The organism is Candidatus Pelagibacter sp. HIMB1521, assembly GCF_052047875.1.
Classification (GTDB): Bacteria; Pseudomonadota; Alphaproteobacteria; order Pelagibacterales; family Pelagibacteraceae; genus Pelagibacter.
In genome coordinates this window covers 56160-79657 of sequence record NZ_JBNAIZ010000007.1, presented here as the reverse complement: position 1 = coordinate 79657, position 23498 = coordinate 56160, and the positions used below count along the sequence as shown (strand labels likewise).

30 protein-coding genes are annotated in these 23498 nt (G+C 30.5%); 15 read left to right on the top strand and 15 right to left on the bottom strand.

What is annotated here, in order from left to right; translation table 11 throughout:
* The first annotated feature begins 4 nt into the window (after positions 1–4).
* From ACTTA5_RS03965 to ACTTA5_RS03945, 5 genes are read left to right on the top strand one after another with little or no spacing between them, the layout of a single operon-like run.
* Positions 5–1177: a mandelate racemase/muconate lactonizing enzyme family protein gene (locus ACTTA5_RS03965; RefSeq protein WP_440648104.1), complete on the top strand. Its 1173-nt coding sequence runs from the start codon at positions 5–7 to the stop codon at positions 1175–1177.
* Positions 1170–2081 carry an SMP-30/gluconolactonase/LRE family protein gene (locus ACTTA5_RS03960; RefSeq protein WP_440648102.1) on the top strand — a complete coding sequence of 304 codons (912 nt, stop codon included), beginning with the start codon at positions 1170–1172 and terminating at the stop codon, positions 2079–2081. The genes ACTTA5_RS03965 and ACTTA5_RS03960 overlap by 8 nt, the downstream gene beginning before the upstream one ends.
* Positions 2056–4746 carry a phosphoenolpyruvate carboxylase gene (ppc, locus tag ACTTA5_RS03955; RefSeq protein WP_440648100.1) on the top strand — a complete coding sequence of 897 codons (2691 nt, stop codon included), beginning with the start codon at positions 2056–2058 and terminating at the stop codon, positions 4744–4746. Before ACTTA5_RS03960 ends, ppc begins: the two co-directional genes overlap by 26 nt.
* Positions 4747–5454 (top strand): cytochrome c biogenesis CcdA family protein, encoded by a 708-nt coding sequence (locus ACTTA5_RS03950; RefSeq protein WP_440648098.1) that lies wholly within the window; start codon positions 4747–4749, stop codon positions 5452–5454. It abuts the gene before it with no gap.
* A gap of 8 nt (positions 5455–5462) precedes the next feature.
* Positions 5463–6050, top strand: a complete 588-nt coding sequence (locus ACTTA5_RS03945; RefSeq protein WP_440648096.1) for an FMN-dependent NADH-azoreductase — start codon at positions 5463–5465, stop codon at positions 6048–6050.
* Here ACTTA5_RS03945 and ACTTA5_RS03940 read toward each other — a convergent pair.
* On the bottom strand, positions 6040–7143 hold the full coding sequence (locus ACTTA5_RS03940) for a TauD/TfdA family dioxygenase (RefSeq protein WP_440648094.1): 1104 nt from the start codon (positions 7141–7143) through the stop codon (positions 6040–6042). The two genes, ACTTA5_RS03945 and ACTTA5_RS03940, sit on opposite strands and share 11 nt — an antisense overlap.
* 67 nt (positions 7144–7210) lie before the next feature.
* Between ACTTA5_RS03940 and ACTTA5_RS03935 the strand changes: the two genes are divergently transcribed.
* From ACTTA5_RS03935 to ACTTA5_RS03925, 3 genes are read left to right on the top strand one after another with little or no spacing between them, the layout of a single operon-like run.
* Positions 7211–8017, top strand: coding sequence for an inositol monophosphatase family protein (locus ACTTA5_RS03935; protein ID WP_440648092.1), 807 nt, complete (start codon positions 7211–7213; stop codon positions 8015–8017).
* Positions 8014–8577 (top strand): DUF924 family protein, encoded by a 564-nt coding sequence (locus tag ACTTA5_RS03930; RefSeq protein ID WP_440648090.1) that lies wholly within the window; start codon positions 8014–8016, stop codon positions 8575–8577. Before ACTTA5_RS03935 ends, ACTTA5_RS03930 begins: the two co-directional genes overlap by 4 nt.
* A 1-nt stretch (position 8578) precedes the next feature.
* Positions 8579–8950: a DUF952 domain-containing protein gene (locus tag ACTTA5_RS03925; protein ID WP_440648088.1), complete on the top strand. Its 372-nt coding sequence runs from the start codon at positions 8579–8581 to the stop codon at positions 8948–8950.
* Here the strand turns inward: ACTTA5_RS03925 and ACTTA5_RS03920 are convergent.
* The 8 genes from ACTTA5_RS03920 to ACTTA5_RS03885 form a co-directional block, all read right to left on the bottom strand.
* The gene (locus tag ACTTA5_RS03920; protein WP_440648086.1) at positions 8929–9264 is read right to left on the bottom strand and encodes a DMT family transporter; all 336 of its coding nucleotides are present in this window, start codon (positions 9262–9264) and stop codon (positions 8929–8931) included. The genes ACTTA5_RS03925 and ACTTA5_RS03920 overlap by 22 nt on opposite strands.
* A gap of 1 nt (position 9265) precedes the next feature.
* Positions 9266–9598, bottom strand: a complete 333-nt coding sequence (locus ACTTA5_RS03915; protein WP_262590487.1) for a DMT family transporter — start codon at positions 9596–9598, stop codon at positions 9266–9268.
* Positions 9599–9636: 38 nt separating this feature from the next.
* Entirely contained in the window at positions 9637–9957 is a 321-nt protein-coding gene (locus ACTTA5_RS03910; RefSeq protein WP_440648084.1) for a nuclear transport factor 2 family protein, read from the bottom strand.
* 13 nt (positions 9958–9970) lie between these two features.
* A complete protein-coding gene (locus tag ACTTA5_RS03905; RefSeq protein WP_075505873.1) occupies positions 9971–10294 on the bottom strand; it encodes a GYD domain-containing protein in 324 nt (107 codons plus the stop codon).
* A 73-nt stretch (positions 10295–10367) separates the two neighbouring features.
* Positions 10368–10649: a hypothetical protein gene (locus tag ACTTA5_RS03900; protein ID WP_440648082.1), complete on the bottom strand. Its 282-nt coding sequence runs from the start codon at positions 10647–10649 to the stop codon at positions 10368–10370.
* A gap of 18 nt (positions 10650–10667) precedes the next feature.
* On the bottom strand, positions 10668–10982 hold the full coding sequence (locus ACTTA5_RS03895) for a hypothetical protein (protein WP_440648080.1): 315 nt from the start codon (positions 10980–10982) through the stop codon (positions 10668–10670).
* Between the two features lie 85 nt (positions 10983–11067).
* Positions 11068–11382: a hypothetical protein gene (locus tag ACTTA5_RS03890; protein WP_440618243.1), complete on the bottom strand. Its 315-nt coding sequence runs from the start codon at positions 11380–11382 to the stop codon at positions 11068–11070.
* Between the two features lie 73 nt (positions 11383–11455).
* Positions 11456–11884 carry a hypothetical protein gene (locus ACTTA5_RS03885; protein WP_051384226.1) on the bottom strand — a complete coding sequence of 143 codons (429 nt, stop codon included), beginning with the start codon at positions 11882–11884 and terminating at the stop codon, positions 11456–11458.
* Positions 11885–12047: 163 nt separating this feature from the next.
* Between ACTTA5_RS03885 and ACTTA5_RS03880 the strand changes: the two genes are divergently transcribed.
* Entirely contained in the window at positions 12048–12464 is a 417-nt protein-coding gene (locus ACTTA5_RS03880; RefSeq protein ID WP_440614185.1) for a hypothetical protein, read from the top strand.
* Here ACTTA5_RS03880 and ACTTA5_RS03875 read toward each other — a convergent pair.
* Together ACTTA5_RS03875 and epsC are read right to left on the bottom strand one after the other, a co-directional pair.
* Entirely contained in the window at positions 12461–13462 is a 1002-nt protein-coding gene (locus tag ACTTA5_RS03875; protein WP_440614186.1) for a cysteine synthase A, read from the bottom strand. The genes ACTTA5_RS03880 and ACTTA5_RS03875 overlap by 4 nt on opposite strands.
* Positions 13455–14039: a serine O-acetyltransferase EpsC gene (gene epsC, locus ACTTA5_RS03870; protein WP_262590495.1), complete on the bottom strand. Its 585-nt coding sequence runs from the start codon at positions 14037–14039 to the stop codon at positions 13455–13457. The genes ACTTA5_RS03875 and epsC overlap by 8 nt, the downstream gene beginning before the upstream one ends.
* Before the next feature lie 73 nt (positions 14040–14112).
* Between epsC and ACTTA5_RS03865 the strand changes: the two genes are divergently transcribed.
* The 6 genes from ACTTA5_RS03865 to ACTTA5_RS03840 all read left to right on the top strand — a co-directional run bounded on the left by ACTTA5_RS03865 (position 14113) and on the right by ACTTA5_RS03840 (position 19582).
* Positions 14113–14523, top strand: coding sequence for a VOC family protein (locus tag ACTTA5_RS03865; protein ID WP_145595791.1), 411 nt, complete (start codon positions 14113–14115; stop codon positions 14521–14523).
* Positions 14524–14615: 92 nt separating this feature from the next.
* A complete protein-coding gene (locus ACTTA5_RS03860) occupies positions 14616–15578 on the top strand; it encodes an ABC transporter substrate-binding protein (RefSeq protein ID WP_262590496.1) in 963 nt (320 codons plus the stop codon).
* Between the two features lie 68 nt (positions 15579–15646).
* Positions 15647–16708, top strand: a complete 1062-nt coding sequence (locus tag ACTTA5_RS03855; protein WP_440648077.1) for a quaternary amine ABC transporter ATP-binding protein — start codon at positions 15647–15649, stop codon at positions 16706–16708.
* A complete protein-coding gene (locus ACTTA5_RS03850; protein ID WP_440648075.1) occupies positions 16698–18203 on the top strand; it encodes an ABC transporter permease in 1506 nt (501 codons plus the stop codon). Before ACTTA5_RS03855 ends, ACTTA5_RS03850 begins: the two co-directional genes overlap by 11 nt.
* A gap of 9 nt (positions 18204–18212) precedes the next feature.
* Positions 18213–18830 carry a LysE/ArgO family amino acid transporter gene (locus ACTTA5_RS03845; protein ID WP_440648073.1) on the top strand — a complete coding sequence of 206 codons (618 nt, stop codon included), beginning with the start codon at positions 18213–18215 and terminating at the stop codon, positions 18828–18830.
* Positions 18827–19582: an alpha/beta fold hydrolase gene (locus tag ACTTA5_RS03840; RefSeq protein WP_440648071.1), complete on the top strand. Its 756-nt coding sequence runs from the start codon at positions 18827–18829 to the stop codon at positions 19580–19582. Before ACTTA5_RS03845 ends, ACTTA5_RS03840 begins: the two co-directional genes overlap by 4 nt.
* On the opposite strand, the gene ACTTA5_RS03835 is transcribed toward ACTTA5_RS03840, so the two are convergent.
* Genes ACTTA5_RS03835 through ACTTA5_RS03820 form a run of 4 tightly spaced genes read right to left on the bottom strand, consistent with a single transcriptional unit; the run spans position 19569 to position 23413 of the window.
* Entirely contained in the window at positions 19569–20234 is a 666-nt protein-coding gene (locus tag ACTTA5_RS03835; protein WP_440648069.1) for an HAD-IA family hydrolase, read from the bottom strand. The genes ACTTA5_RS03840 and ACTTA5_RS03835 overlap by 14 nt on opposite strands.
* Entirely contained in the window at positions 20231–21112 is an 882-nt protein-coding gene (locus tag ACTTA5_RS03830) for a carbohydrate ABC transporter permease (RefSeq protein ID WP_075505887.1), read from the bottom strand. The genes ACTTA5_RS03835 and ACTTA5_RS03830 overlap by 4 nt, the downstream gene beginning before the upstream one ends.
* 2 nt (positions 21113–21114) lie before the next feature.
* Positions 21115–22143, bottom strand: a complete 1029-nt coding sequence (locus ACTTA5_RS03825) for a carbohydrate ABC transporter permease (RefSeq protein ID WP_440648067.1) — start codon at positions 22141–22143, stop codon at positions 21115–21117.
* A gap of 49 nt (positions 22144–22192) precedes the next feature.
* Entirely contained in the window at positions 22193–23413 is a 1221-nt protein-coding gene (locus tag ACTTA5_RS03820) for an ABC transporter substrate-binding protein (RefSeq protein ID WP_440648065.1), read from the bottom strand.
* Positions 23414–23498 lie beyond the last annotated feature (85 nt).

The window sequence follows — 23498 nt, the reverse complement described above, 5'->3', positions numbered from 1 at the left end:
TTTTGTGAAAATAACTTCTATTAAAAGTCATATACTTAAATATGAGTTAGAGAAAGAATTAGGTTATTCACAACAATATTATAAACACAGAACAGCTCATTTAGTCGAAGTACAAACTGATGAAGGTGTTACTGGATGGGGCGAATGTTTTGGTCCAGGTAATATTGCTTTAGCTAATAAGTTCATTGTTGAAAAGGTAATTCAGCCTTTAATAATAGGTGAAAACCCTTTGAATAAAGAACATATCTGGCAAAAAGTTTACAATCTTTTAAGAGATAGTGGTCAAAAAGGAATGCCAATACAAGCTTTGTCAGGAGTTGACATAGCTCTATGGGATATCTTAGGAAAAAAAACAAACTCTCCTCTTTACCAACTCGTTGGTGGGAAATGTAATAATGAAGTTTCTGTTTATGGATATGGAATGATGTTACAAAAAAAATCAGTGGATGAACTAATTCCGTTCTTTGAAGAAGAAGCTAAACAGATTAAATCAAAAAATTTTAAAGCAATGAAAATGAAGGTTGGATTAGGTCCAAAAGAAGATTTAAAGTTAGTTCAAGCAGTTAGAAATTCTATAGGTGAAGATTTTAAATTAATGGTGGATGCTAACCATGCTTATAATTTGAAAGATGCTCTTTATGTTGGAAAAGGACTTGATGAACTAGATATTTATTGGTTTGAAGAACCTGTCGCTCCTGAAGATTACAACGGTTACCGAGAATTGAAAAAAAATATATCAACTAGTGTTGCTGGAGGTGAAGCAGAATTTACAAAGTATGGATGGAATAAATTAATTACCAATAATTGTATTGATATAGCTCAACCAGAAGTATGTGGATTAGGAGGTATTACAGAATATTTGAAAGTTGCAGCCTTGGCGCAGGCTAACTTTGTTCCTGTAATTAATCATGTTTGGGGATCTGCTGTAAGTATAGCGGTAAATCTTCATTTGTTGACTGCGCAACCAGATATGCCAGGGGGATTATTCCCAACAAAATCTATGCTCGAATTTGATACAACAGAGAAAAATATCTTTATTACAGATCTACCAAAAGAAAATTTTTCAATTTTAGATCAAGTTAAAAACAATAATGGATTTGCATCAGTGACAGACAATGTAGGTATTGGTATAAATCCTAATGAGGACTTTATTAAGGAGTTTGAAGTAAATGAATAAAATTAAAACTACAGAGCCAAAACCTATTTGGAAAATAAGATGTACTTTAGGCGAAGGAACACTTTGGGTTAAAGAACACAACTCAATTTATTTTGTTGATATAAAGAAAAAGAAAATTTGTTCTTTAAATATAAAAAATAAAAAAAAGAAAATATTTAAAGTAAATAAGGAAGTAGGTTTCATTGCTCACATAAGAGATCATATATTTGTTCTAGGATTGCAAGGTGAAATAAGAATTCAAAATTTAAAATCAAAAAAAGTTTTAAAATCGATACCTATAGAACCTAAATTAAAATTGAATAGAATAAACGATGGTAAAACAGATCCTGCTGGAAATCTTTGGTTTGGAACTATGGATAACTTAGAGAGAAAAATTGAAAAAGGATCTTTGTATAAATTAGATAAAAATCTTAAATTAACTAGAGTTGATAAAAATTATAGAATTACAAATGGCCCAGCATTTATTGATCAATATAATTTTTACCACACTGATAGTCCTAAAAAAACTATCTATAAAATTAAGATAAATAAAAATAATAAAATAATTAGTAAAAAAATATTTAAAAAGTTAACTCCTGAAGAAGGAGTTCCAGATGGAATGACTGTAGATAAAAATAAAAATTTATGGGTTGCCCATTTTCGTGGGGCATGTGTCTCAGTATTTAATAGTAGAGCAAAATTAATTCACAGAATTAAGTTTCCAGCCAAAAATATTACTAATTGTGCGTTTGGTGGTAAGAATAATCAAGAACTGTACGTTTCAACAGCTACAAAAGGAATGGACAAGGCTGATTTGCGAAAATTTAGATATTCAGGATTCTTTTTTGGTGTAAAAACAAACACAAAAGGAGTTTTACAAAAAAATTTTATTTTAAGTAATGAAGCAGAGAGATCTTTACTATGAACGAATACCTACTAAGCTTTTAAGAGAAGATATAAGATTATTAGGAACTTTTCTTGGAAGAGTGATCAAAGATCAAGAAGGCACAAAATTTTTTAATATTGTTGAGCGATTAAGATTATTATCTAAAAACACCTTATTAGATAAAAATAAAAGTAAGGTATTTTCCAAAATTTCAAAAGATATAAGAAAGCTTTCACCTGAAATTACTTTTAAGGTCACTAGAGCTTTTTCACATATTCTAAATTTAATGAATTTAGCTGAGTCTTTAGATGCTTCTAGAAAACTTAATGAATACGATAATCCATATTTTAAGAACAAAAAACAAAATCTATTTATTGAGGATATAATTAACAATCTTTTTAAAAATAGAAAAATCTCTGACAAAAAAATTTATGATCAGGCAACAAAACTTGATATTGGAATAGTTCTCACCGCACATCCAACAGAAGTTAAGAGAAGAACACTAATTCAAAAATACGCAAATTTAACTACCTTGATGGAACAACGTCATCTTTATAAAAAATACCCCGCAAAGATTATTGAAATAGATCGAAAACTGTATTCGGAGATAGCCATTATTTGGAAAACTGATGAATTAAAAAGAATCAAACCATCACCACTTGATGAAGCTAGATGGGGCTTGGCTGTAATAGAAGATAGTTTATGGGATACAATTCCAAGAGTTTACAAAAGATTGAATGATATTTTTAGGAAAAATCTAAATAAAGATCTTCCTAGAAATTTTAATCCTATTCAATTTGGTTCCTGGATGGGTGGTGATAGAGATGGAAATCCAAATGTTACATCTGAAGTAACAAAAAAAGTGATTTTATTTTCAAGATGGCAAGCTGCAAAGTTATACGAAAGAGAACTTACAAAATTAATTCAAGATTTATCAATGGAAGAATGTTCTAATAAAATCAAAACAGTTACTGGAAATAGTTTTGAACCTTATAGAGTTTATTTAAGACCTTTAAGAGACAAAGTAAGAAGAACACATCAGTTAATTGAAGCACATATAAATTATAATAAACCCTTAGATGAAAATAAATTACTAAAAGATAAGTATGAAATTATAAATCCATTAAGAGAAGTTAGAACATCCTTAAACATGAACAAAGGTCAACACATTGCAAATGCAGATTTGTTGGATTTGATAAGAAGAGTTAGATGTTTTGGAATAAATTTAGCAAGATTAGATATCAGACAAGAGTCTGATAGACATGAAAAACTTTTAAATGAAATATTTAAAAAGAAAAATAAAATAAATTATTCACAATTACATGAAGAAAAGAAAATTGAATTACTCAATAAATCAATAAAACAAAAAAAATCTTTTGTTAATAAAATTAATTTAAGGGACAAAGAGAATTTAGAAGTTTGGAAAACATTTAAACAAATATCTAAAGAGCCAGAACAATGTATGGGTGCGTATGTAATTTCAATGACTTCAAAAGCATCTGATATTTTATCTGTTTATTTATTGCAATTGCAAGCTGAAACAAAGAATTTATTAAGAGTAGTACCACTTTTTGAAACTTTAGATGATTTAAAGAATGCCAATGGTGTTATGCAAAATTTATTTAAACTTCCTTGGTACAGAAAAATGATCAACTCAAAACAAGAGGTTATGATTGGATATTCGGACTCTAGTAAAGATGCAGGAAAACTATCTGCAAGTTGGCATCAATACAAACTTCAAGAAGAACTTAGAAATTTAGCTAAAAAATATAAAATAGATCTTGTATTTTTCCATGGAAGAGGAGGATCTCCAGGAAGAGGAGGAGGGCCAATTCAGGCAACTCTGAAATCTCAACCATCTGGAACAGTAAATGGAAAAATTAGAATTACTGATCAAGGAGAGGTGATACAGCAAAAATATGGATATAAGCCTTTAGCTGAATACAATCTATGTAGTTATATAGGAGCAGTAATGGAGGCAACTCTAAATCCACCTCCTAGATCAAAACCAAATTGGCGAGAGCTTATTCAAAAAATGTCTGAGATTTCTACATCTGCTTACCGAAAGTATTTAAATCAAAGTGAAGATTTTATTAGATATTTTAAAACTGTTACTCCACATAAATCTCTTGGAAAACTTGCAATTGGTTCAAGACCCACCAAGAGAAAAAATGTTGATAATATTCAAAGTTTAAGAGCTATTCCTTGGGTATTTGCTTGGACGCAAATTAGACTAATGCTTCCTGCTTGGCTCGGTACAACTGAGGCTTTGAGATATGGATCAATTAAAAAATTTAAAAAAACTATGACAGACATGGAGAGGAACTGGCCTTATTTTGTATCAACAATGGATATTTTGGACATGGTGATTTCAAAGGTTGATCCTGAAATATCAGTAATTTATGAAAATAATTTAGCTGACAAATCTTTGATAAGAATTGGAAAAAGATTAAGGTTTCAATTTGATGCATTGGTCAAATTGCACAATAAAATTACTCCAAAAGAAGTTATAAAAGAGAGAAAAGAGTTTAGAAAAGCATTATTTATCAGAAACAACTACACTGAGATGCTAAACATTCTTCAGGCAAATATAATGAATAAACTAACAAATAAAAAATATAAAAATTTAGATAAGAAATATTTAGACGATGCTTTAATGACATCTATTGCAGGAATTTCTGCAGCAATGAAAAACACTGGATAGATGATTGAATATTTAATTGCTTTTGGGGCAGGATTAATAAGTTTTTTATCTCCTTGTGTTTTACCTTTGATACCTGGATATATATCTTTTGTATCAGGCCAATCTCTCAAAGAAATAACAGAGAAACAAAATTTTAATATTATTCCTTTGATTAAATTTTGTTTTGGTTTTTCATTAGTATTTATAATTTTTGGAGCTTCAGCATCTTTTTTGGGACAAGTATTGTTAGAGAATTCTCAATTGTTAAGATTAATTGCAGGACTGATTGTTATATTTTTTTCACTACAATTATTAGGTGTTTTTAATTTTGGATTTTTAAACATTGATAGAAGATTTGATTTTAAAAAAATTGATAGTTTTTTCTTTCCTGTGATAATTGGTGCTGCTTTTGGATTTGGATGGACACCTTGTATCGGTCCAATACTAGGATCAATTTTAGCTTTAGCTTCAATTGAAGATACTTTATCAAGAGCAATAATTTTATTAAGTTTTTACTCTTTAGGTTTGGCTATACCTTTTGTTTTATCAGGATATTTAATTCAAAAGTTTTTAATTTTTTCAAAAAATATGCGTCAGTATATAAATATTATCTCAAAAGTAGGTGGTGCAATTCTTTTAGTAACTGGAATATTAATTATTACAAATAAATTGCAAGCAATTGGGTTTTATTTAATTGAGATCTTTCCTTTTATGCAAAACTTTGGTTAAAGTAATTAATGAAAATTTATCAAATAGATTCAAGCGCTAGAAAAAAAGGCTCAACATCAAGAGCATTAGCAAAAAAACTTTTGGAAAAAATCAAAAAACCAGAGGATGAAGTAATTTATAGAGATTTAGATGATGAAATGCTTTTTGTAAGTGGCTTAACAGAATCTGGAATGAAAATTGATGAGAAGGATCAAACTGAAGAACATAAGAAAATGTTTGAACTTTCTGACAAGCTTGTAAAAGAATTAAAAGAGAGTGATATTATTATAATTTCAGTTCCAATATATAATTACGGACCACCCGCAACTCTTAAAGCTTGGTCAGATTTAGCTGCAAGAATAGGGGAAACCTTTAAATTTAAACCTAATGGTAGAAGAGAAGGGTTATTAAAAAATAAAAAAGCATATCTTGTAATTACTTCTGGCGGAACAAAACTAAATAGCTCAGAAGATTTTTTAACGCCTTGGTTAAAATTTATTTTAAACTTTTTTGGGATTGAAAAAGTTGAAGTAATAAGTGCTGATCAAATGGCTTTAGATTATGAAAAATCTATTAGAGATGCTGAAGCTCAAATAGAAAATATTTCTATAGATTAAACTTTCTTTTTAAGTGTCTTAATTTTCCTTCGGTACTATCGTAGTCTATATAGCAACCTTGTAAAAATCTTTCTCCTTCATTAGCATCATAAACTGTTCGTCCATGAAGTAATCTATGATTATCCATCATCATTAAATCTTTTGGAGCAAGTTTAAATTCTATTCTATATTTATCTGAATTGTACATCTCAGACAGTTTTTTTCTTGCTTGATAGTATAAATCTAATTCTTCTTTATCTAAGATTGGAACAAAATCTAATCTTGGACTAAATCTTACTTGTTTAAAATTTTTATACTCATCTAATTCAATTAAAGGACATAAAGATTCTAAAATTACTTCTTTATCAATAAATTTAAATCTTACTTTTACTTCTGTTAAGATTTTATAATAATCAGGATAACTTTTTTTTAAATCTTCAGTAACAGTATATCCATCAACCAGTGTAGAATATCCTCCTGAAACTTTACTCTCTATGCAATGCAAAAGTTGGATACATGGTACAGGGTTTCGATATGGATTATCTGTGTGCGGTGCAAGAGCTAAAGAAGTATATGCAAGATCATTAGGGTCAGGTTTTGATTTAACATCAAAATATTCTCCAAAGTTTGTTCGTCTAACACTGCCTATTGAGTTTGCAAACTCAACAATATAATTTTTAGTTGTTGGTATATTTTTAATTACAACAAATCCAAACTTATAGAAAGAAACCAGTAAGTCATGCATTTCTTTACTTTCATAAAAATTATCTTGGTATTCAAAATTTTTAATATAACTTAAACTGGAATCCCATTTAGTTTTTTCTATAGATTTTATAACCGTATCTTCTTTTGAGAATTCTAAAGCAATTTTACTAAGATTAAGCTTAGAACTAATTCCATCATTAAAGTTAACTTCTAAAAATTCATCATGAATAGAGGCTTTATTAATGATTATATCATTGCTCAAACTAGTTGGGTCAAAAAGTCTTTGTTGAGTTCCTTTATCAACAAATTCTTCACCATCCACTCTTTCTCTTAACCAAAAAGGATGTATTTCTTTTTTTTCAGTACCATTATTGAAGTAGACTTTATTTTCGTGAAGCTCAATTTTCATAAATAATCATTGAGCATTATTTAAAATTTAACTTTAATCAATATAAATTAAATAGTATGAGTTCTTTGTGAATAATTTTGATACAAAAAAATATCCAGTATTTTCAAGTTTTTTAAACCAGTTAGCAAAAGATCTAACAAAATTTTATTATGCTAAGTTGGATAAGCCATTCAAGATAACCAATAAGATGAAAGGTAAAGGTTACGATCCAGTAACTACATCTGACAAAACTTTTGAAAAGTTTATAAGGTCTAAAATTTCTAAAAGATTTCCAGATCATCAAATTATAGGTGAGGAGTATGGTCACAAAAATACCAAAAGTGAATTTTCATGGGTAATAGATCCAATTGATGGAACTAGATCATATGTTGTTGGTAATCCTAGTTGGAGTAATTTGATTTCATTAAATTACAATGGAGAGCCAATTCTAGGATTAGCAAATTTTCCTAAAATGAAAAAATATTACTTAAATGTAAATAAAAACACCGCATACGTTTTTGAAAATAATAAAAAAAGAAAACTAAAAGTTAATTCTAAATTAAATTTTGCAAATTCGAAATTAGCTGCAGCTTTTCATAATCAACTAACCTTAAAACAACAATCCAAAATTCAAAAATTTATTAAAAGAATGCAATTTCCATGTTTTGATGCTTTAACATATTGTCAACTAGCTGAAGGTAGATTGGAAATGGTTGCACAGTGTGCAAACAAAATTTGGGACATTCATCCAATAATGCCAATAGTGAGAGCAAGTGGAGCCATAGTAACTACGTGGGGGAATAGAAATCCTGTAGTAGGAGGAAATATTATTGTCTCAAATAATAAAGCAAATCATAAACAAATATTAAAATTATTAAAGCCTTTAGCTGAATGATACCAGAACGAGCGCAATCAATTTTAGATTTCTGGTTTAAAGAAACTCCTTTTGAAATGAGATTTAAGAAGGATGATAAATTTGATCAAAAGATAAAAGAAAAATTTTTAAATGATTATGAGCTTGCTTGTCAAAATGAATATGATGATTGGCAGGATAATCCCATGAGCTGTTTAGCTTTAGTAATTTTGTTTGATCAATTTTCAAGAAATATATTTAGAGATAATAAAAAAGCATTTGCTCAAGATCAAAAAACTAGATTGATAGTAAATGATGCAGTGTATTCTGGATATTTAGAAGCTATGAATGTTGATCAAAGACTTTTTATGCTTTTACCTTTAATTCATAGTGAAGAAATTAGTGATCATGAAATGGCTTATTACTTATTAAATAAATATTTAAGGGAACATGAAGGATACAATAAGATTAAAAAATTTTGGCAAGACCACACCAAAACTATTAGACAATTTCATAGATATCCTCATAGAAATGAAATTTTAGGAAGAGAGTCTACTGAAGAAGAACTAGAATTTTTAAAAGGACCGAACTCTTCCTGGTAAAATGAATTTAGAATTTATTTTTAAAGTCATAGATAAAGAAGAATGGCAAAAAGCTAAGCAATCAGGAACTTATGGTGGATCTGAAAAAGATATTAAAGATGGATATATTCATTTCTCAGAAGAAGATCAGGTCGAGGAAACCTTAAAAAAACATTTTCCAAATAAAGAAAACCTAGTTTTATTGAGAGTAAATGCTTTTAAACTTGAGCACTTACTTTGGGAACAAGCATCAAATGGTGATATGTACCCACATTTATATTCTCCATTAGATATAACTACTGTTGTTAATGAATATGAACTATCTTTAAATGAAGATGGAAGTTATCAACTTCCAGACATTTTAAAAAAATATCAATTTAATCGACCCAAGTAATTAACCATTACAACGCCAATAATAATCAAAGCAATTCCAATTATCCCATAAATATTAGGAACTTGATTAAATTTTAATACAGCAAAAAGAACAACTCCTGTTACTGTCAAACCACTATAAATTGAATAAGCAAATCCTACAGGTATTGCATGCATAGCTTTTGCAATTGAAAACATTGTAATACACATAAACAAAATACATAAAATTGAAGGAGTTAGCTTTGTAAAACCTTCAGAGATTTTAGCAAAACTGTTTGAAGCTATTCCAAAAATTATACCGTTAGCTAAAAACAAATATCCTATAAGAGGCTTCATATTATTTACTTCCTAACAAATTAACCATTAAAACTCCAATGATAATAAATGCTAATCCGATCATGGAGTAAAGATTTGGAACTTGATTATATTTAATTACGCCTACTATAACTGTTGCAATGATTGTTAATCCTGCAAATGAAGCGTAAGTGATACCCATTGGTATATTCTTCATCACTAAGGAAAGGGCATACATGCACAGAACAATTGTAATTGCAGTAATTATACTTGGAAAGAGAAGAGTAAATCCTTCAGCACTTTTAGCAAAACTATTTGAAGTAACTCCTAGGAATACAGCAATACCTAGGAACAAGTATGAAGTAGCGAGACTCATTTAATAATATTAAATGAAATCCCGCTAAATATATATAATTATTTAGGCATTGGAGTAGCGCCAGTTTCTAAACTAACAATTTTTCCATTGTCATATTTATAAACTGCCATTACAGCCTCAACATTTCCATCGTTAAATGTAACAAAAGCATGATGAATTCCAACTTCATCATTCTCGTAAACAATTCTAACTTTATCTTGATTGATATCACCACTCATTGCCCATTTGATAACATCAACTTTTGTTAAAACATTTCCTGATTTATGCATTGTAAATTTAAAATCATCATGCAAAAGCTGATTCATCGCTGCTTCGTCTTTATTTTTTAATGCGGCACTATATTTTTCTAAGATAGACATTTATTCCTTTCTTTTATTCGCCAGGTTTTTTAAAGTTTTTTCCAGCATCTGCAGCTTTGTTAAAAGTTTTATTATAATCAAATACTTCATGAATCATAATATCTTCCATTAAACCTGCATTCATAATCGCAACTTTCATTCCAAGAACACTTTCGTAATCTCCTTCAATAACATTGATTACATCAAATCTTCCTCGAACCCACTCATAACTATGAAACTTTACTCCAACAGTATCACAAATAGCTTTGATTGCTGCTCCTCTATCTGCATTGGGATCGCTCTGCATTCTTAATGCAAGATCACGACTGATCTTTCCTATAATATAAAATTTAGACATTTTTTCTCCTGTTGCTTAATTTAATAATTAAAGTCTAGCAGAGATAATCCAACATGTGGAGTCTCTGTTCTTTTTATACTTTAGCTAACTCGTAAATTTCATAACCATCCATTACTTCATCAAATACAGGTTTTGAAACTGGGTTTGACCCATCCATAAATGAATGAAGTGCTGCCATATCATGAACTACAATTTTAAACATTACTGTTGATTTATCAGGTGAAACACTAGCTATTGTTTTAGTAACATCAGCTACTTTTTTTCTTTCAGCCATACCCTCATCTGATTGCATAAAGCCCATAAATTTTTCAAAGGCTCCTTCTTTTAGTTTTCCTACCACTAATATATCTTTCATTTTTCTCCTTTTTTAATATTAATATAAAGTTTGAACTACTTTCTTAACTCTATCTTCTCCATTAGGTACTGTTGAGTTTACAAATTCATGACAGGCATTAGTTTTAGCCTCGTCAAATTTAGATCCATAAAACTTATCAACAGCTTTGTTTACTCCTTCATCCCATTGCTTTTCAGGGACTCCAACTTCTAAAGCATAAGCTTTTAAAACTTTAACTGATGCCATAGATTTTTCTTTCATACTATATTCAAATGTTTCACCAATTGGCAAGAAATAGTTAGCCATATAAATACCACTGCATTCCCAAGCTCTATTTTTATCACTATCAGACATATCCGCATATGCAGAGGTCAGAAATAATACACTGAATAAAATCACTATTATTTTTTTCATATATTTTCGTTTCTAAATTTTTTGTTTAGTAAATCCCTGATTTTACCAATTTATCTATTTCCTCTTTTGAATTAGGGATTAATTTATAAACAAAACTATCACATTCCTTTGTGGTATTTTCCTCGTATGGTTTTCCATAACGTTCATCAACAACCTTAATTAATTCTTTATTAAGATTGTCTTCATTTACACCATCTTTAACCAAGTAAGAGCTTAAAAATTTCTTAGCAGCAAAAGAATGTGTAATTTTTTCCAATTCAAGTTCTGCTTGTGGAATCATACTATTTGCATAATAAATTCCTGCACACTCAATTGTCTTCTTTTTGTCGTCTTCACTCATACCTGCATACGAAGAAGTCAAAAATAGAATACTAATTAATGTTAATATTATTTTTTTCATAATTTTCTTTTTTTTATTTTATCGTAACAACAGTTGTTCCAGGAAAAGTGTATCCCACAACGTAACTGAATAGCATTTGTTGAAATTCTTGTATCATTGGCCATTTGCTTCCAAGCTCTTGATGATTTTGAAAACCAGCAGGATTTTCATAATACTCAGTTAAAATAAAATACATATTTCCAGTCATACCTTGTGAAGGATCTGCAGGATTATTCCATTCAGGTCCTTTGATAACTGAATATGAATTTAATTTTTTTTCACCAGTCATTGGATGAGTTTCTTTCATCCATTTATGGTGCGTTTTCAACATTTCTTCAACTTTAGCAACATCACTAGCTGGAACTTTCAAAGTAATAGCAAACGCATTCGCTTTTGCATGGCCGTCAGCGTTAGCAATTGTAGTAAATAAACTAAGCATCAAAACTATTATTATTTTTTTCATTTTATCTTTCTTTTTAATTATTAATTATAAGTAATCGAAGATTGTTACATATTCATGACAAAGTCTCTCGTGTTTATAACGCGCGTCAGTTATGCAATTAAGGAGCACAAAAATTGCTGATTATGTTGTTTTATCTGATGATAAAATTTGATAGGGTTTTAATATGATCGAAAAATTTAATGGAATTTTTTATTTAATTGTATTTTTAGTACATTTTATTGTTTTTGCTGTTTATGCATATCAAACCGTTTTCGCTACAAAGAAATTTTTAGATAAGTTCGGTATTGATGATACTGGTGCTGGAATGACCAGATTTTTTGGTTCTTTGTTTATAGGTGCTGTTGCGATGGCAATATGGGTTGGCTTTATTAGACCTGATGGTCTTCAAGGAACATGGGCATTTTTTAATTTAGTGTTTTTACAAAACCTTTCAGCTTTTATTGTTGGTATATATAATATTAAAATCAATAAGCTCGGTCACACACCACAAACATCTAATGAAGGAATTATTGCACCAGGTATTCTAACTTTGTTAAGTGCAATACTTTGTTACGGATTAGCAGATAAGATTTATATCTAAAACCAACTAGGTATTGGTAGACCTTTTTCTTCTAAGAATTTTTTATTGAACATTTTAGTTGCATATTTATCGCTTCTGTCACAAAGGATTGTAACGATGGTTTTACCAGGTCCTAATTCTTTTCCCATTCTAATAGCTCCAGCAATATTTATTCCACAACTAGTTCCTAAACTTAGACCTTCATTTTGAATTAAATCATAAAGAATAGGTAGAGCTTCATGGTCATCAATCGAGTAGGCGTCATCAATTTTGGCTTCACCAAAGTTTGCTGTAACTCTACTTGAGCCAATTCCTTCTGTTATAGATCCTCCTTCAGATTTTAATTCTCCATTCTTTATATAATTATAAAGAGCAGAACCTTTAGGATCTGAAAGATAAATTTTGATATCTTTATTTTTTTCTTTTAATGCATTACTTACACCCGAAATGGTGCCCCCAGTTCCAGATGAACACACAAAACCATCTACCTTACCATCTGTCTGTTCCCAGATCTCTTGACCTGTTCCCTCGTAATGACCTTTTGCATTTGCAGTATTATCAAATTGATTAGCCCAAATAACTCCATTGTTATTTGAAGGTCTTAATTCATCTGCAAGTCTTGCAGCAACCTTTACAAAGTTATTGTCATCTTTATAAGGCTTTGGTTCAACTAATCTTAACTCAGCACCAAGGTTTCTAAGTAAATCTTTTTTTTCCTGAGTTTGATTGTCGTTCATTACAATAATTGTCTTGTAACCTAAAGAATTTCCTAAAAGACCCAAACCTATTCCAGTGTTACCAGCTGTACCTTCAACAACAGTTCCTCCTTTGGAAATTAATTTTTTTTCTTGTGCGTCTTTAATTAGTGCAAGTGCAGCTCTATCTTTTACTGATCCACCTGGATTTAAAAATTCTGCCTTACCATAAATATTACAACCAGTAATCTCTGATGCAGCTCTAAGTTTAATGAGAGGAGTATTTCCAATCCCAGAAATAAAATCGTTTTGCGTATTATTCATTTTCTGATTTTTTATCACTATCAGGGGTAATTCCGTAAGGTTTAAATTCACTGTCAGCTATTCCAACATTCTTAGCGGGAATTCCAACCATCACTGCATTTTCAGGAACATCTTTTGTAATTACAGCGTTTGCTCCAATTTTTGCACATCGTCCAACAGTTACCGGACCTAGTACTTGTGCTCCCGATCCAATAACCACTTCATCTTTAATTGTTGGATGTCTCTTCATGTTTCTTTGATCATTTGAATTTATACTTGGTGCAATTCCACCTAATGTAACCATATGGTAGATAGTAACATTATCACCAATATCTGAAGTTTCACCAATCACAACTCCCATACCATGATCTATAAATAAATTTTTTCCAATTTTTGCATTAGGATGAATTTCAATTCCAGTTAAGAATCTTGAAAATTGAGAAATGATTCTTGCAACAAGATAAAATTTAGCAGTACTAAAAAAGTTTGCTATTCTATGAAAGAATACTGCTTTGACACCTGGATAGGTTAAAATCAAACTAAGCTTTGATTTTGCTGCAGGATCTCTATCAATTATCGATTGTAAATAATCATTCATTGTATTTTATGCTCACTTGAAATTTTAATAAGTGGCTTATATAGTCATTATATTCTGTTATTAAAGATTAATTATGTACAAAAACACTAATTGTTTTCATTTAGCTATACCTTGTGGTGATCTAGAGGTCGCAAAAAAATTTTACAGCGAAACTTTAGGATGTAGATTGGATAATTCTGCACAAGAGTGGGCTGATGTTGACTTTTGGGGTAATGAATTAACACTTCATAAAAGTGATCATAAATTAGATAATGAAAGACATGATGTGGACATGGGAAATGTGTCTGTACCCCATTTTGGTGTACACTTATCTAGAAAAGATTTTGATGCACTTAAACAAAGATTAAAAGATAGTGGCACTAAATATTATGACGAACCATACTTAAGATTTAAAGGCACTAAGTATGAACAAGAAACATTCTTCGTAAAAGACCCTAACGAAAATATACTAGAGATTAAAACTCTTACATCTAACCCAGAATAGTAAAAATACATCTAATTTTTAGATACTTATTTTCTTTGACACCTTCTCTCAATTCGCGTTAGACTTTATTTATAAATAATTAAGGAGAGATAATGAAAATAATCAAATCTACACTTGTAGCTGGATTAATTTCAATTTTATCAATTTTCTCTGCAAACGCAGAAAAAGTTAAAATTGGAGATCCAGGTTGGACAGGTGCAACTGCAATTGCAAATTTACTTGCTGCAGTAGTTATAGACAAAATGGGTGGTGAAGCAGAATTAGTTCCTGGGAACAATACTGCAATTTATGCAGCAATTGACAGAGGAAAAGGTGAAATCGATGTTCACCCTGATATTTGGTTACCAAACCAAGAAGCTTACACTAATGATTTAGTTCCAAAAGGAACTTTAAAATTAAGCAGCAAACCATATGAAGGAAACCAAGGTTACTGTGTTTCTCAACAGTTTGCTAAAAAAATGAATATTACAGCAATTGAAGACTTAGCTAGACCAGAAGTTGTTAAAGCAATGGACAGTGATGGAAATGGTAAAGGTGAGTTTTGGATTGGTGCTGATGGTTGGGCTTCTGCTAATGTTAACCAAGTTAAATTAAGAGACTATGGTTTATATGATGCTGGTATCGAAGCAGTTAGAGCTGCTGAAGCAGTTAAAAATGCAAGAGTACTAGACTCAATCAAAAAAGGTGAAGGTTATGCATTCTATTGTTACAAACCTCATGCAATTTGGGGAATGGCTGACGTAGTAATGTTAACAGAACCAAAATATGATCCTGCGAAATATAAAATGATTCAACCTAAAGCAGATGCTGACTGGTACAAGAAATCTTATGTTGCATCAAAAGATGCTCTTAAGCAAATTCAAATCGGTTGGGCTACTTCTTTAGAGAGTCAATCACCAGCAATTGTAGAATTCTTTAAGAATTTTCAATTAACAGCTGATGATGTTTCTGCAATGGCTTATGCAGTTTCAGTTGAGAAAAAAGATCCAGCTGATGTAGCAAGAGCTTGGATGGAAGCAAATAAATCAACTGTAGACGGTTGGTTAGGACTATAATCTAAATCAAAATCTATACTCGGCAATTTAAGATTGCCGAGTATATTTTCCTATAATAAAAGACAAAAATGGATTCATCGAGTTCAGCAATACAAATTCAAAATGTTTGGAAAGTATTTGGCAATACTTCTAAAGAAGCATTAGATGCAATCCAAAATAAAAAAATTTCAAAAACAGAAGCCTTAGAAAATTACAACTCAGTTATTGGAGTTTCAGATGTTTCATTTGATGTTAAACAAGGTGAAATATTCTGTGTTATGGGGCTTTCTGGAAGTGGAAAATCTACATTAGTAAGGCATATTAATAGACTTTTAGAACCAACATCAGGCAAAATTTTAATTAATGGTCATGATGTAATGGCCTTAGATAGAGAAAACCTTCAAGAATTAAGAAATAAAAAAATAGGGATGGTTTTCCAAAACTTTGCACTCATGCCTCATAGATCTGTTGTTGATAACATTGCAATGCCGCTTGAGATAAGAGGTGTAAGTAAAAATGATAGATTAGACGCTGCAAATAAAATTTTAGAAATTGTAGAACTACAAGGTTGGGGTAATAAGTTTGCTCACGAACTATCTGGAGGAATGCAACAAAGGGTAGGTCTTGCAAGAGCACTAGCAGCTGATCCTGAATTTCTTTTGATGGACGAACCTTTTAGCGCATTAGATCCACTGATTAGAAGACAGCTTCAAGCTGAATTCATCAAACTCTCAAAACAAATGAAAAAAACCACAGTATTTATTACTCATGATTTAGATGAAGCAGTAAGAGTAGGGCACAGAATTGCAATTATGAGAGATGGAAAAGTAATCCAAATAGGTACACCTGAAGAAATAGTTGTAAGTCCTGCAGATGAATATGTTGCTGACTTTGTAAAAGGAATTTCAAGACTAAAAGTTGTTCAAGCAAAAACAATTATGCAATCCATTGAGAGTTACGAGAGTGCTAATGGAAAATTAAATGAAAACAGCAACAGTGTTGGAGAGAATGAATTATTAAGCAAGCTCATTGAGTTATCAAAATCTAGCGAAGGACCATTGGTAGTTAAAGATAGTAATCAAAATAATATTGGTGTGTTAACACAATCAGATCTTTTAAAAGCGGTTATAGAAGGTGGAGATGGAGAATAAACAAATTCATAATCCAACCAGATCAGAACTAATTACAGATTTTGTAAAATCTAATCCTGAATATTATATTAAAGAATTTCAAAAAATTGGTAGCAAACCTTCTTTTTCATTTTCATTCAATTTGTATGCTGGAATTTTAGGACCAATATGGTTTGGAATGAGAAATATTTGGAATTGGGCTTTGGCTTTCCTAATAATAGAGACTTTTTCTGTAGTTCAAATAATAAGAGGTTTGTTTGGTAATATTACCAAAGAAGCTGTAGAAAAAATCAAACAAGTTGAATCAACAATAGCTTTTAGAAATAAGCAGTTAGAAGCAGCCATTACAAATAATCCAGATAAAGTTGATGTTTATAAAAGAAATATCAAATCACTAGAAGATGCAATGCAAGGCTATATAGATGAAGTAGCAAGAATTGAAGCATCAGCTATTTGGATTACGATTTTTGGTATTGGATTGTTAATTGCCATTAAAATTGTTCAAGGAATACTAGCTAACTCGATATTAGAAAAAAGATATTCAGAATGGTTATCAGACAAAACCCTAAGACCTGGAATGCAAGTTAAGAATTTTGTATCAAGCGCGATGTTTGCTGCAGTTATTATGTTTTTTTCTGTAGTGCATTATAGTTTTCCTGGTGTAATTTCATTAATGGATGATTTTCCAACTCATCCAGATATCAGGTTAACATCAATAAAATGGGTAGAAACAATCTTTGATTATGCAGTATTGAAAGGAGATGCGTTATTTACAGCAATTACCATAGGTATTAGATCAGTACTAGATTTCTTAGAGTTACTTTTTGTAAAAACTCCCTGGATAGTAATTATTACAACCATTGTAACCTTAACGGGATTAGCGGCAGGACCTAGAGCTGCAATATATTCAGCAGGATTTTTATGTTACATGGGATTTTTAGGTTTCTGGGTTAAAGCAATGACAACATTAGCTCTTTTAGGAACAGCGGCAGTGTTAAGTATTGTAATTGGCATTCCTCTTGGAATTTTTTGTGCAAGGAGACAAAGATTTTATTCAATGATCAGACCAATTATGGATTTCATGCAAACAATGCCTGCTTTCGTTTTCATGATTCCTGTTATAGCATTTTTTGGAACTGGAAAAGTTGCAGCAGTTATAATTACAATGATATTTGGTGGAACACCTGTAGTTAGGCTAACAGTTCTTGGTTTAAGAGGAGTGCCTGAAACAATTAGGGAAGCCGCAATCGCTTATGGCGCATCTAAATGGTACTTGCTTAGAAAAGTAGATTTACCATTAGCAACTCCATCTATATTAGCAGGTGTTAACCAAACAGTTATGTTAAGTTTAGCAATGGTAGTTGTTGCATCATTAATCGGTGCCAAAGGTTTAGGTCAAGATGTATTAGAAGCGCTTCAATACGCAAACGTAGGACAAGGTATTTTAGCAGGTGTAGCAATATTATTTGTAGCTCTTATTCTTGATAGAGTTGTTCAGGGTAGAAAACGAGTTTAAGAAAAATCAATGGAATACGCACTGTTAGGTTTTTTTACTGGCCTAAGTTTAATTTTAGCAATTGGTGCTCAAAACATTTTTGTAATTGAACAAGGTTTAAAAAAACAGCATGTATTTCTAGTTTGTTTTATTTGCTCAGTTTCTGATTTAATATTAATTTTTTTTGGAATTTTTTTATTTCATTTTTTTAATCAATTTTTTAATTCAATAGTTGAATTTATTTTTAACCTTCTTTTAGTGGTTTTTTTAATTCATTTTATTTATTCAAAAATTAAAACTCATTACAAAGAAGTTAATTTTCAAAGTAATGTTATTGCGGTATCAAAGTTAAATATTTTCTTAAAAACATTAGGGTTCACATATTTAAATCCACATGTTTACTCTGATACAGTTTTTATTCTTGGAAATTTTTCTAAGAACTACTTATTAAATCAAAAACTTTCATTTGCGATAGGTGCATCTTTTGCTTCATTTTTGTTTTTCTTTATTTTGGGATATTTATCAAATTATCTTTCCAAGTATGCTAATGACAAAAAAATATGGCAGGTAATAAATATATTCATCATAGCTTTTATGAGTTTTTTAGTTTTGTTTATTTTAAAGGAAATGATAATTAAGCTTTTATGAGTAATATTTTTGTAGATGATAAAGGTGAAGGTTTTCCATTTGTTTTAGTACATGGATATTTAGGCTCCTCAGAGATGTGGTGCTTTCAAAAAGATTACTTTTCAAAAAATTTTAGAGTTATTGCTCCTGCACTTCCTGGTTTTGGTGAAAGTCATAATGTGCAATCATTAAATTCTATTAATGCGATGGCAAAAAAAATAATTGAAATACTAGATGAAAAAAAAATCGAAAAATTTAATTTAATTGGACATTCAATGGGTGGAATGATTGTTCAAGAAATAACAAAATTAATTGGTGATAGAGTTAATAAATTAATCTGTTTTGCAACAGGATCTATTGGAGATATCCCCGGTAGATTTGAAACTATGGACGAAACAAGAGAGAAACTTAAGAAAGAGGGTGCTGAAGTATCATTTTCAAGAGTTCCACCTAAATGGTTTGTAAAAGGGGATAAAGATAAAAATTATTTTTTATGTGCTAATGCAGTTAAAAATGTTTCATTAGAAACTGCTGATAACGCTTTACTCGCAATGAAAAATTGGAGAGGTATTGATAATTTGAAAAACATTAAAAATGACACCTTAATTATATGGGGTGATAAAGATATCTCTTACAATTTTGAACAGGTCGACACGTTAAATAAAAATATTAAAAATAGTCGTCTAGAAATATTTAAAAATTGCAGTCACAATGTTCACTTAGAAGAACCAGATAGATTTAATAATCTGGTAAATGATTTTATTTCAGAATAATATTTTTATTTAATTTCTCTAATTTTTTAAAAGCGTTCTTAAACTTTTTATTTAAGTGAAACTTTCCTGGAAAAATTATGCATTTAATTTTTGCTTTAACTGCTGAATTTAAACTTTCTTGAGAATCTTCAATAGCTAAACATTGGTTAGGTTTTAATTTAAGCTTTTTTAATGCAAGAAGGTATATGTCTGGATTTGGTTTTAAATTTTTAACTAATTTTGAATTTCCAATAAAATTGAAGTTTTTTGGACTAATTGATTTTCTTAATGAGAAAAGAATAGAATTAATATTATTTTTTGAGGTAGAAGTTACAAAAACTAGTTTAATTTTTTCTTTATTACAAACATTAATTATATTTTTAACACCAGGTCTTAATTTTAAATGATTTTTTTTTAAATAATTATTGAATAGTTTAGTTTTTAAATCTCTTAATTGCTTAGCATTAACTTTAATACCTTTTGTTCTTGCATATTCTGTTATTCTATCTCTACCACCTGATTTGTTTAGAAGTTTGATATATTCTTTTTTAGTCCAATACCAATCCAATCCTTTTTTTTTAAATGCTTCATTAAAGGATTTTCTCTGAATTTCTGATGTTTCAACGAGAGTTCCAATAGAACCGAATAACAAGGCTTTGTAATTTTTCTTCAACCTTTTACAGCTCCAGTAGTTAAACCACTGATAACTTGTCTCTGGAAGAACATGACTAACATAAATAATGGTGCCGTTGCAGAAACTACCGCTGAAACTGCCCACATTAGATTACCCTCATGTTGGTTAGTTCCTAAATAACTTTGTATCTTTGGAACCATTGTATGATTTTCTTGATTAAGTAGTAAAGCTGTTACCGTGAAATCATTATAAGCAAGCATTAAACTAAATAGTCCAGCGGTAATAACTCCAGGCCACATCACTGGCATTATAATATGCCTGAATGCTTGAAAATATGAACATCCATCAATCAACGCACTTTCATCAAGCTCTTTTGGAATTGTTTTAAAGAATGAATAGAGTAACCATAAAGTAAATGGTTGATTAATAGCAACTAAAACAACAATAGTTGTTGGCAGTATTCCCCATATTTGTAATTCAAAAAATGGAAATAGATAACCCGAGACTAGAGTTATATGTGGCATAGCTCTAAAGATTAAAGCTGCCATTAAAATCCAAAATGCGTATTTCTCAGTTGATCTTGAAAGAGCGTACGCTCCCAGAGTTCCCAAAAACAATGAAATACTAACAACAAACACAGTAACAATAATCGTATTTTTGGACGCTTTCCAAAATTCACCCTCAAACCAAGCTTCATGATAAGCATTTGTTGTAAATTTTTCTCCAGTTTCAATCAAGGTATTAAAAGCTGAAACAGCATACCACCAGTCTGACCTTGAGAAAAAATCTGCTCTTACTTTAAATGATCCCCAAAAAGTCCAGATGAATGGAAAGCATGCAACTAATAACCAAGAAATAATAAATATGGTATTAAATGTTTTTAAAGTATTTGATTTTTTATCTAAACCGTAATCCATATTTATCTCGCAGTTTTAAATTCTTTCCATGTTCTAACTAATACAGGGGCAAGCAAAATAGCTATTCCGATGATTGTCATCATTGATGTCGCTGCAGCTGAACCAAATAAAATAACCTCTTCATTTACTAAGTTATCGTAAATTAACCATGAAAGAGATTGCGCACTACCTTCAGCACTAAAACCTATAATTGGCTCAAAAACTCTAAAATTGTCCATCAATGATATTAATGCAACAAATGTTACTACCGGGTAGATATGAGGTAGTACAATATGTTTAATTCTTTGAAATCTTGAAGCACCATCAATAATTGCAGCTTCAATAGGTTCCTGAGGAACTGTTTGAAGCGCAGCATAAAAAACTACAAATGCAAAAGGGGAGTGATGCCAAATTCCATATATAATAATTGTTATCCACGTGAGAGTTTTAGACGATTTCAAAGACAAATATGGATCATTCATTAAATTTTGAATATTAGCTCCAATTATTCCTTGAGAGTCTATCATCCAGAATAATACCAAAGACCCAACTAGTGGAGTTACAATCATTGGTAAAATAGTACCAAAAATTAAAGGACCTCTAATTTTTCTTGAGATTGCGTTTAAACTCAAAGCTATAATAAAACCTAACAACAAGACATTTGGAGTTACAAATATGCAATAAGTTAATGTAAATATTAGTGCTTTGTAAAATGGTAGATTAGTTACTTGGTCAACAAATTCACCAAAAGTTTCTGTTTCATTCCAAAATTTTTTTATTTCTTCTGTTGCTAAATGATTTCTATCTATATACGTCCCAAAACCATTAAATTTTCCAAGAGGTTTTGCCTCTCTTATTTTAGTAGTTGCTTCATTGTCGACTACAATTGAAACAGTACAGCCAAATGGATCACATTTTTTAACCTCTTTAACTACTTGATCATGTTGAGCATAAAAAGATTGAATTCCAGTAGAAATGATAGGAAGCCCAATAAATAGGACCATTGCTAATCCTGTTGGTAAAAAAAACCAAAAAAATGTTTTATTAGGCATTGAAAATTTTTGTTAAGTGGGGACCAAGTCCCCACTTAAAGATTAGATTTTATAGAAAGCCTTGTTCTTTAGCTTTACTAGTGTAAGCAGCTTCAACATCTTTCAATGCTTGTTCAGCTGACTCTTTACCTTGTAAAAACTCAACAATCTCACTTCCTAATGCGCCATGCATTAAACCCATTTGTGGTAACATTGGATATGGTTTTGCACCCATTTTTACAGCTTCAATTACACCAATAGATTTTGGTCCTGGAACAAATCCTTCTACTAACCAAACAGCTTGGTCAGCAGCATCAGCAACCATTTTCTTGTTCGATGCAGCATGCGCTAAAGCTCTAAATGTCGCTTCAGCATCAGCATCAGGTCTATTTTTTGCAAGTGTGAAACCATCCCACCATAAAGTTGCAGCAGGGATATTTCCACCAGCAACAGTAGCTGGACCTGTTAGTTTTGTAGCTTTAGTAATATTAGCATCACCTTCATCATCTAAAAGTGTACCTGATCTAGAAGCCCACAATGTCATTAATGCAACATTTCCAGCTTCCCATTCAACTTTGATAGCTTCACTATCATGTGTTAAATAATCTGGGTTACTTAATTCAGATAATTTTTTAAGCATGTTTAAAGTAGCAACACCTTTTGCGTTATTTACATTTGGTTCTGCACTTCCAGACTTAAAGAATTCACCACCATGACCAATGTACATGTTCACAAACTCTTCTGCTAAGTTCCAACCTGCTTTGTAAGCAGCAGCATATGGATATTGCATTTTTCCTGAAGCTCTAATTTTTTCAGAAGCAGCAACTACCTCTTCATATGTTTTCGGAATAGCTATACCAAGATCTTTTAAAACATCCTCTCTATAGTATAAGTGTTGAGTATTAGCCATAAATGCTACAGCCATTACTTTTCCATCAATTGTGATCAATTGAGAGTCTTGAATTCCTTTTCCATATTTTTTAACAAGATCATCCAAAGGTCTTATTAAGTCTTGGTTCATTAAAGGAACGATTGAACTGTTTGCTGCAATTCTAGCTGAAAATTCAGATGGATTTGCAGTAAGAGCTGGCACTGCGATTTTATTGTGCTCAGATGAATGAGTCACTTTAAAATCTGCACTTCCTTTACATTGTTTAGAAGTTTCAACGAAAGTTCTTAATGCAGGAAAATCATTAGCCAAAATATTTATTGAACCACTTTTAATGTTACAATCTGCATTTGCAGAAGTTCCAAAAAGTAAAAACAATAAAGTAACTAGTATTTTTCTCATATGTTTTCTCTCTTTATATTTGTTGTTAAATTATAATTTAAGTTCAAAAACTATATCTATTAAGAAGTTTAAATTAAAGAGGTAA

Bases quoted from the DNA above. Each gene is read 5' to 3' on its own strand.
- ACTTA5_RS03960 (WP_440648102.1), top strand. From the start codon at position 1,170: ATGAATAAAATTAAAACTACAGAGCCAAAACCTATTTGGAAAATAAGA.
- ppc (WP_440648100.1), top strand. From the start codon at position 2,056: ATGAAGCAGAGAGATCTTTACTATGAACGAATACCTACTAAGCTTTTA.
- ACTTA5_RS03950 (WP_440648098.1), top strand. From the start codon at position 4,747: ATGATTGAATATTTAATTGCTTTTGGGGCAGGATTAATAAGTTTTTTA.
- ACTTA5_RS03945 (WP_440648096.1), top strand. From the start codon at position 5,463: ATGAAAATTTATCAAATAGATTCAAGCGCTAGAAAAAAAGGCTCAACA.
- ACTTA5_RS03940 (WP_440648094.1), bottom strand. From the start codon at position 7,143: ATGAAAATTGAGCTTCACGAAAATAAAGTCTACTTCAATAATGGTACT.
- ACTTA5_RS03930 (WP_440648090.1), top strand. From the start codon at position 8,014: ATGATACCAGAACGAGCGCAATCAATTTTAGATTTCTGGTTTAAAGAA.
- ACTTA5_RS03925 (WP_440648088.1), top strand. From the start codon at position 8,579: ATGAATTTAGAATTTATTTTTAAAGTCATAGATAAAGAAGAATGGCAA.
- ACTTA5_RS03920 (WP_440648086.1), bottom strand. From the start codon at position 9,264: ATGAAGCCTCTTATAGGATATTTGTTTTTAGCTAACGGTATAATTTTT.
- ACTTA5_RS03915 (WP_262590487.1), bottom strand. From the start codon at position 9,598: ATGAGTCTCGCTACTTCATACTTGTTCCTAGGTATTGCTGTATTCCTA.
- ACTTA5_RS03910 (WP_440648084.1), bottom strand. From the start codon at position 9,957: ATGTCTATCTTAGAAAAATATAGTGCCGCATTAAAAAATAAAGACGAA.
- ACTTA5_RS03905 (WP_075505873.1), bottom strand. From the start codon at position 10,294: ATGTCTAAATTTTATATTATAGGAAAGATCAGTCGTGATCTTGCATTA.
- ACTTA5_RS03900 (WP_440648082.1), bottom strand. From the start codon at position 10,649: ATGAAAGATATATTAGTGGTAGGAAAACTAAAAGAAGGAGCCTTTGAA.
- ACTTA5_RS03895 (WP_440648080.1), bottom strand. From the start codon at position 10,982: ATGTCTGATAGTGATAAAAATAGAGCTTGGGAATGCAGTGGTATTTAT.
- ACTTA5_RS03890 (WP_440618243.1), bottom strand. From the start codon at position 11,382: ATGAGTGAAGACGACAAAAAGAAGACAATTGAGTGTGCAGGAATTTAT.
- ACTTA5_RS03885 (WP_051384226.1), bottom strand. From the start codon at position 11,884: ATGAAAAAAATAATAATAGTTTTGATGCTTAGTTTATTTACTACAATT.
- ACTTA5_RS03880 (WP_440614185.1), top strand. From the start codon at position 12,048: ATGATCGAAAAATTTAATGGAATTTTTTATTTAATTGTATTTTTAGTA.
- ACTTA5_RS03875 (WP_440614186.1), bottom strand. From the start codon at position 13,462: ATGAATAATACGCAAAACGATTTTATTTCTGGGATTGGAAATACTCCT.
- epsC (WP_262590495.1), bottom strand. From the start codon at position 14,039: ATGAATGATTATTTACAATCGATAATTGATAGAGATCCTGCAGCAAAA.
- ACTTA5_RS03865 (WP_145595791.1), top strand. From the start codon at position 14,113: ATGTACAAAAACACTAATTGTTTTCATTTAGCTATACCTTGTGGTGAT.
- ACTTA5_RS03860 (WP_262590496.1), top strand. From the start codon at position 14,616: ATGAAAATAATCAAATCTACACTTGTAGCTGGATTAATTTCAATTTTA.
- ACTTA5_RS03855 (WP_440648077.1), top strand. From the start codon at position 15,647: ATGGATTCATCGAGTTCAGCAATACAAATTCAAAATGTTTGGAAAGTA.
- ACTTA5_RS03850 (WP_440648075.1), top strand. From the start codon at position 16,698: ATGGAGAATAAACAAATTCATAATCCAACCAGATCAGAACTAATTACA.
- ACTTA5_RS03845 (WP_440648073.1), top strand. From the start codon at position 18,213: ATGGAATACGCACTGTTAGGTTTTTTTACTGGCCTAAGTTTAATTTTA.
- ACTTA5_RS03840 (WP_440648071.1), top strand. From the start codon at position 18,827: ATGAGTAATATTTTTGTAGATGATAAAGGTGAAGGTTTTCCATTTGTT.
- ACTTA5_RS03830 (WP_075505887.1), bottom strand. From the start codon at position 21,112: ATGGATTACGGTTTAGATAAAAAATCAAATACTTTAAAAACATTTAAT.
- ACTTA5_RS03825 (WP_440648067.1), bottom strand. From the start codon at position 22,143: ATGCCTAATAAAACATTTTTTTGGTTTTTTTTACCAACAGGATTAGCA.
- ACTTA5_RS03820 (WP_440648065.1), bottom strand. From the start codon at position 23,413: ATGAGAAAAATACTAGTTACTTTATTGTTTTTACTTTTTGGAACTTCT.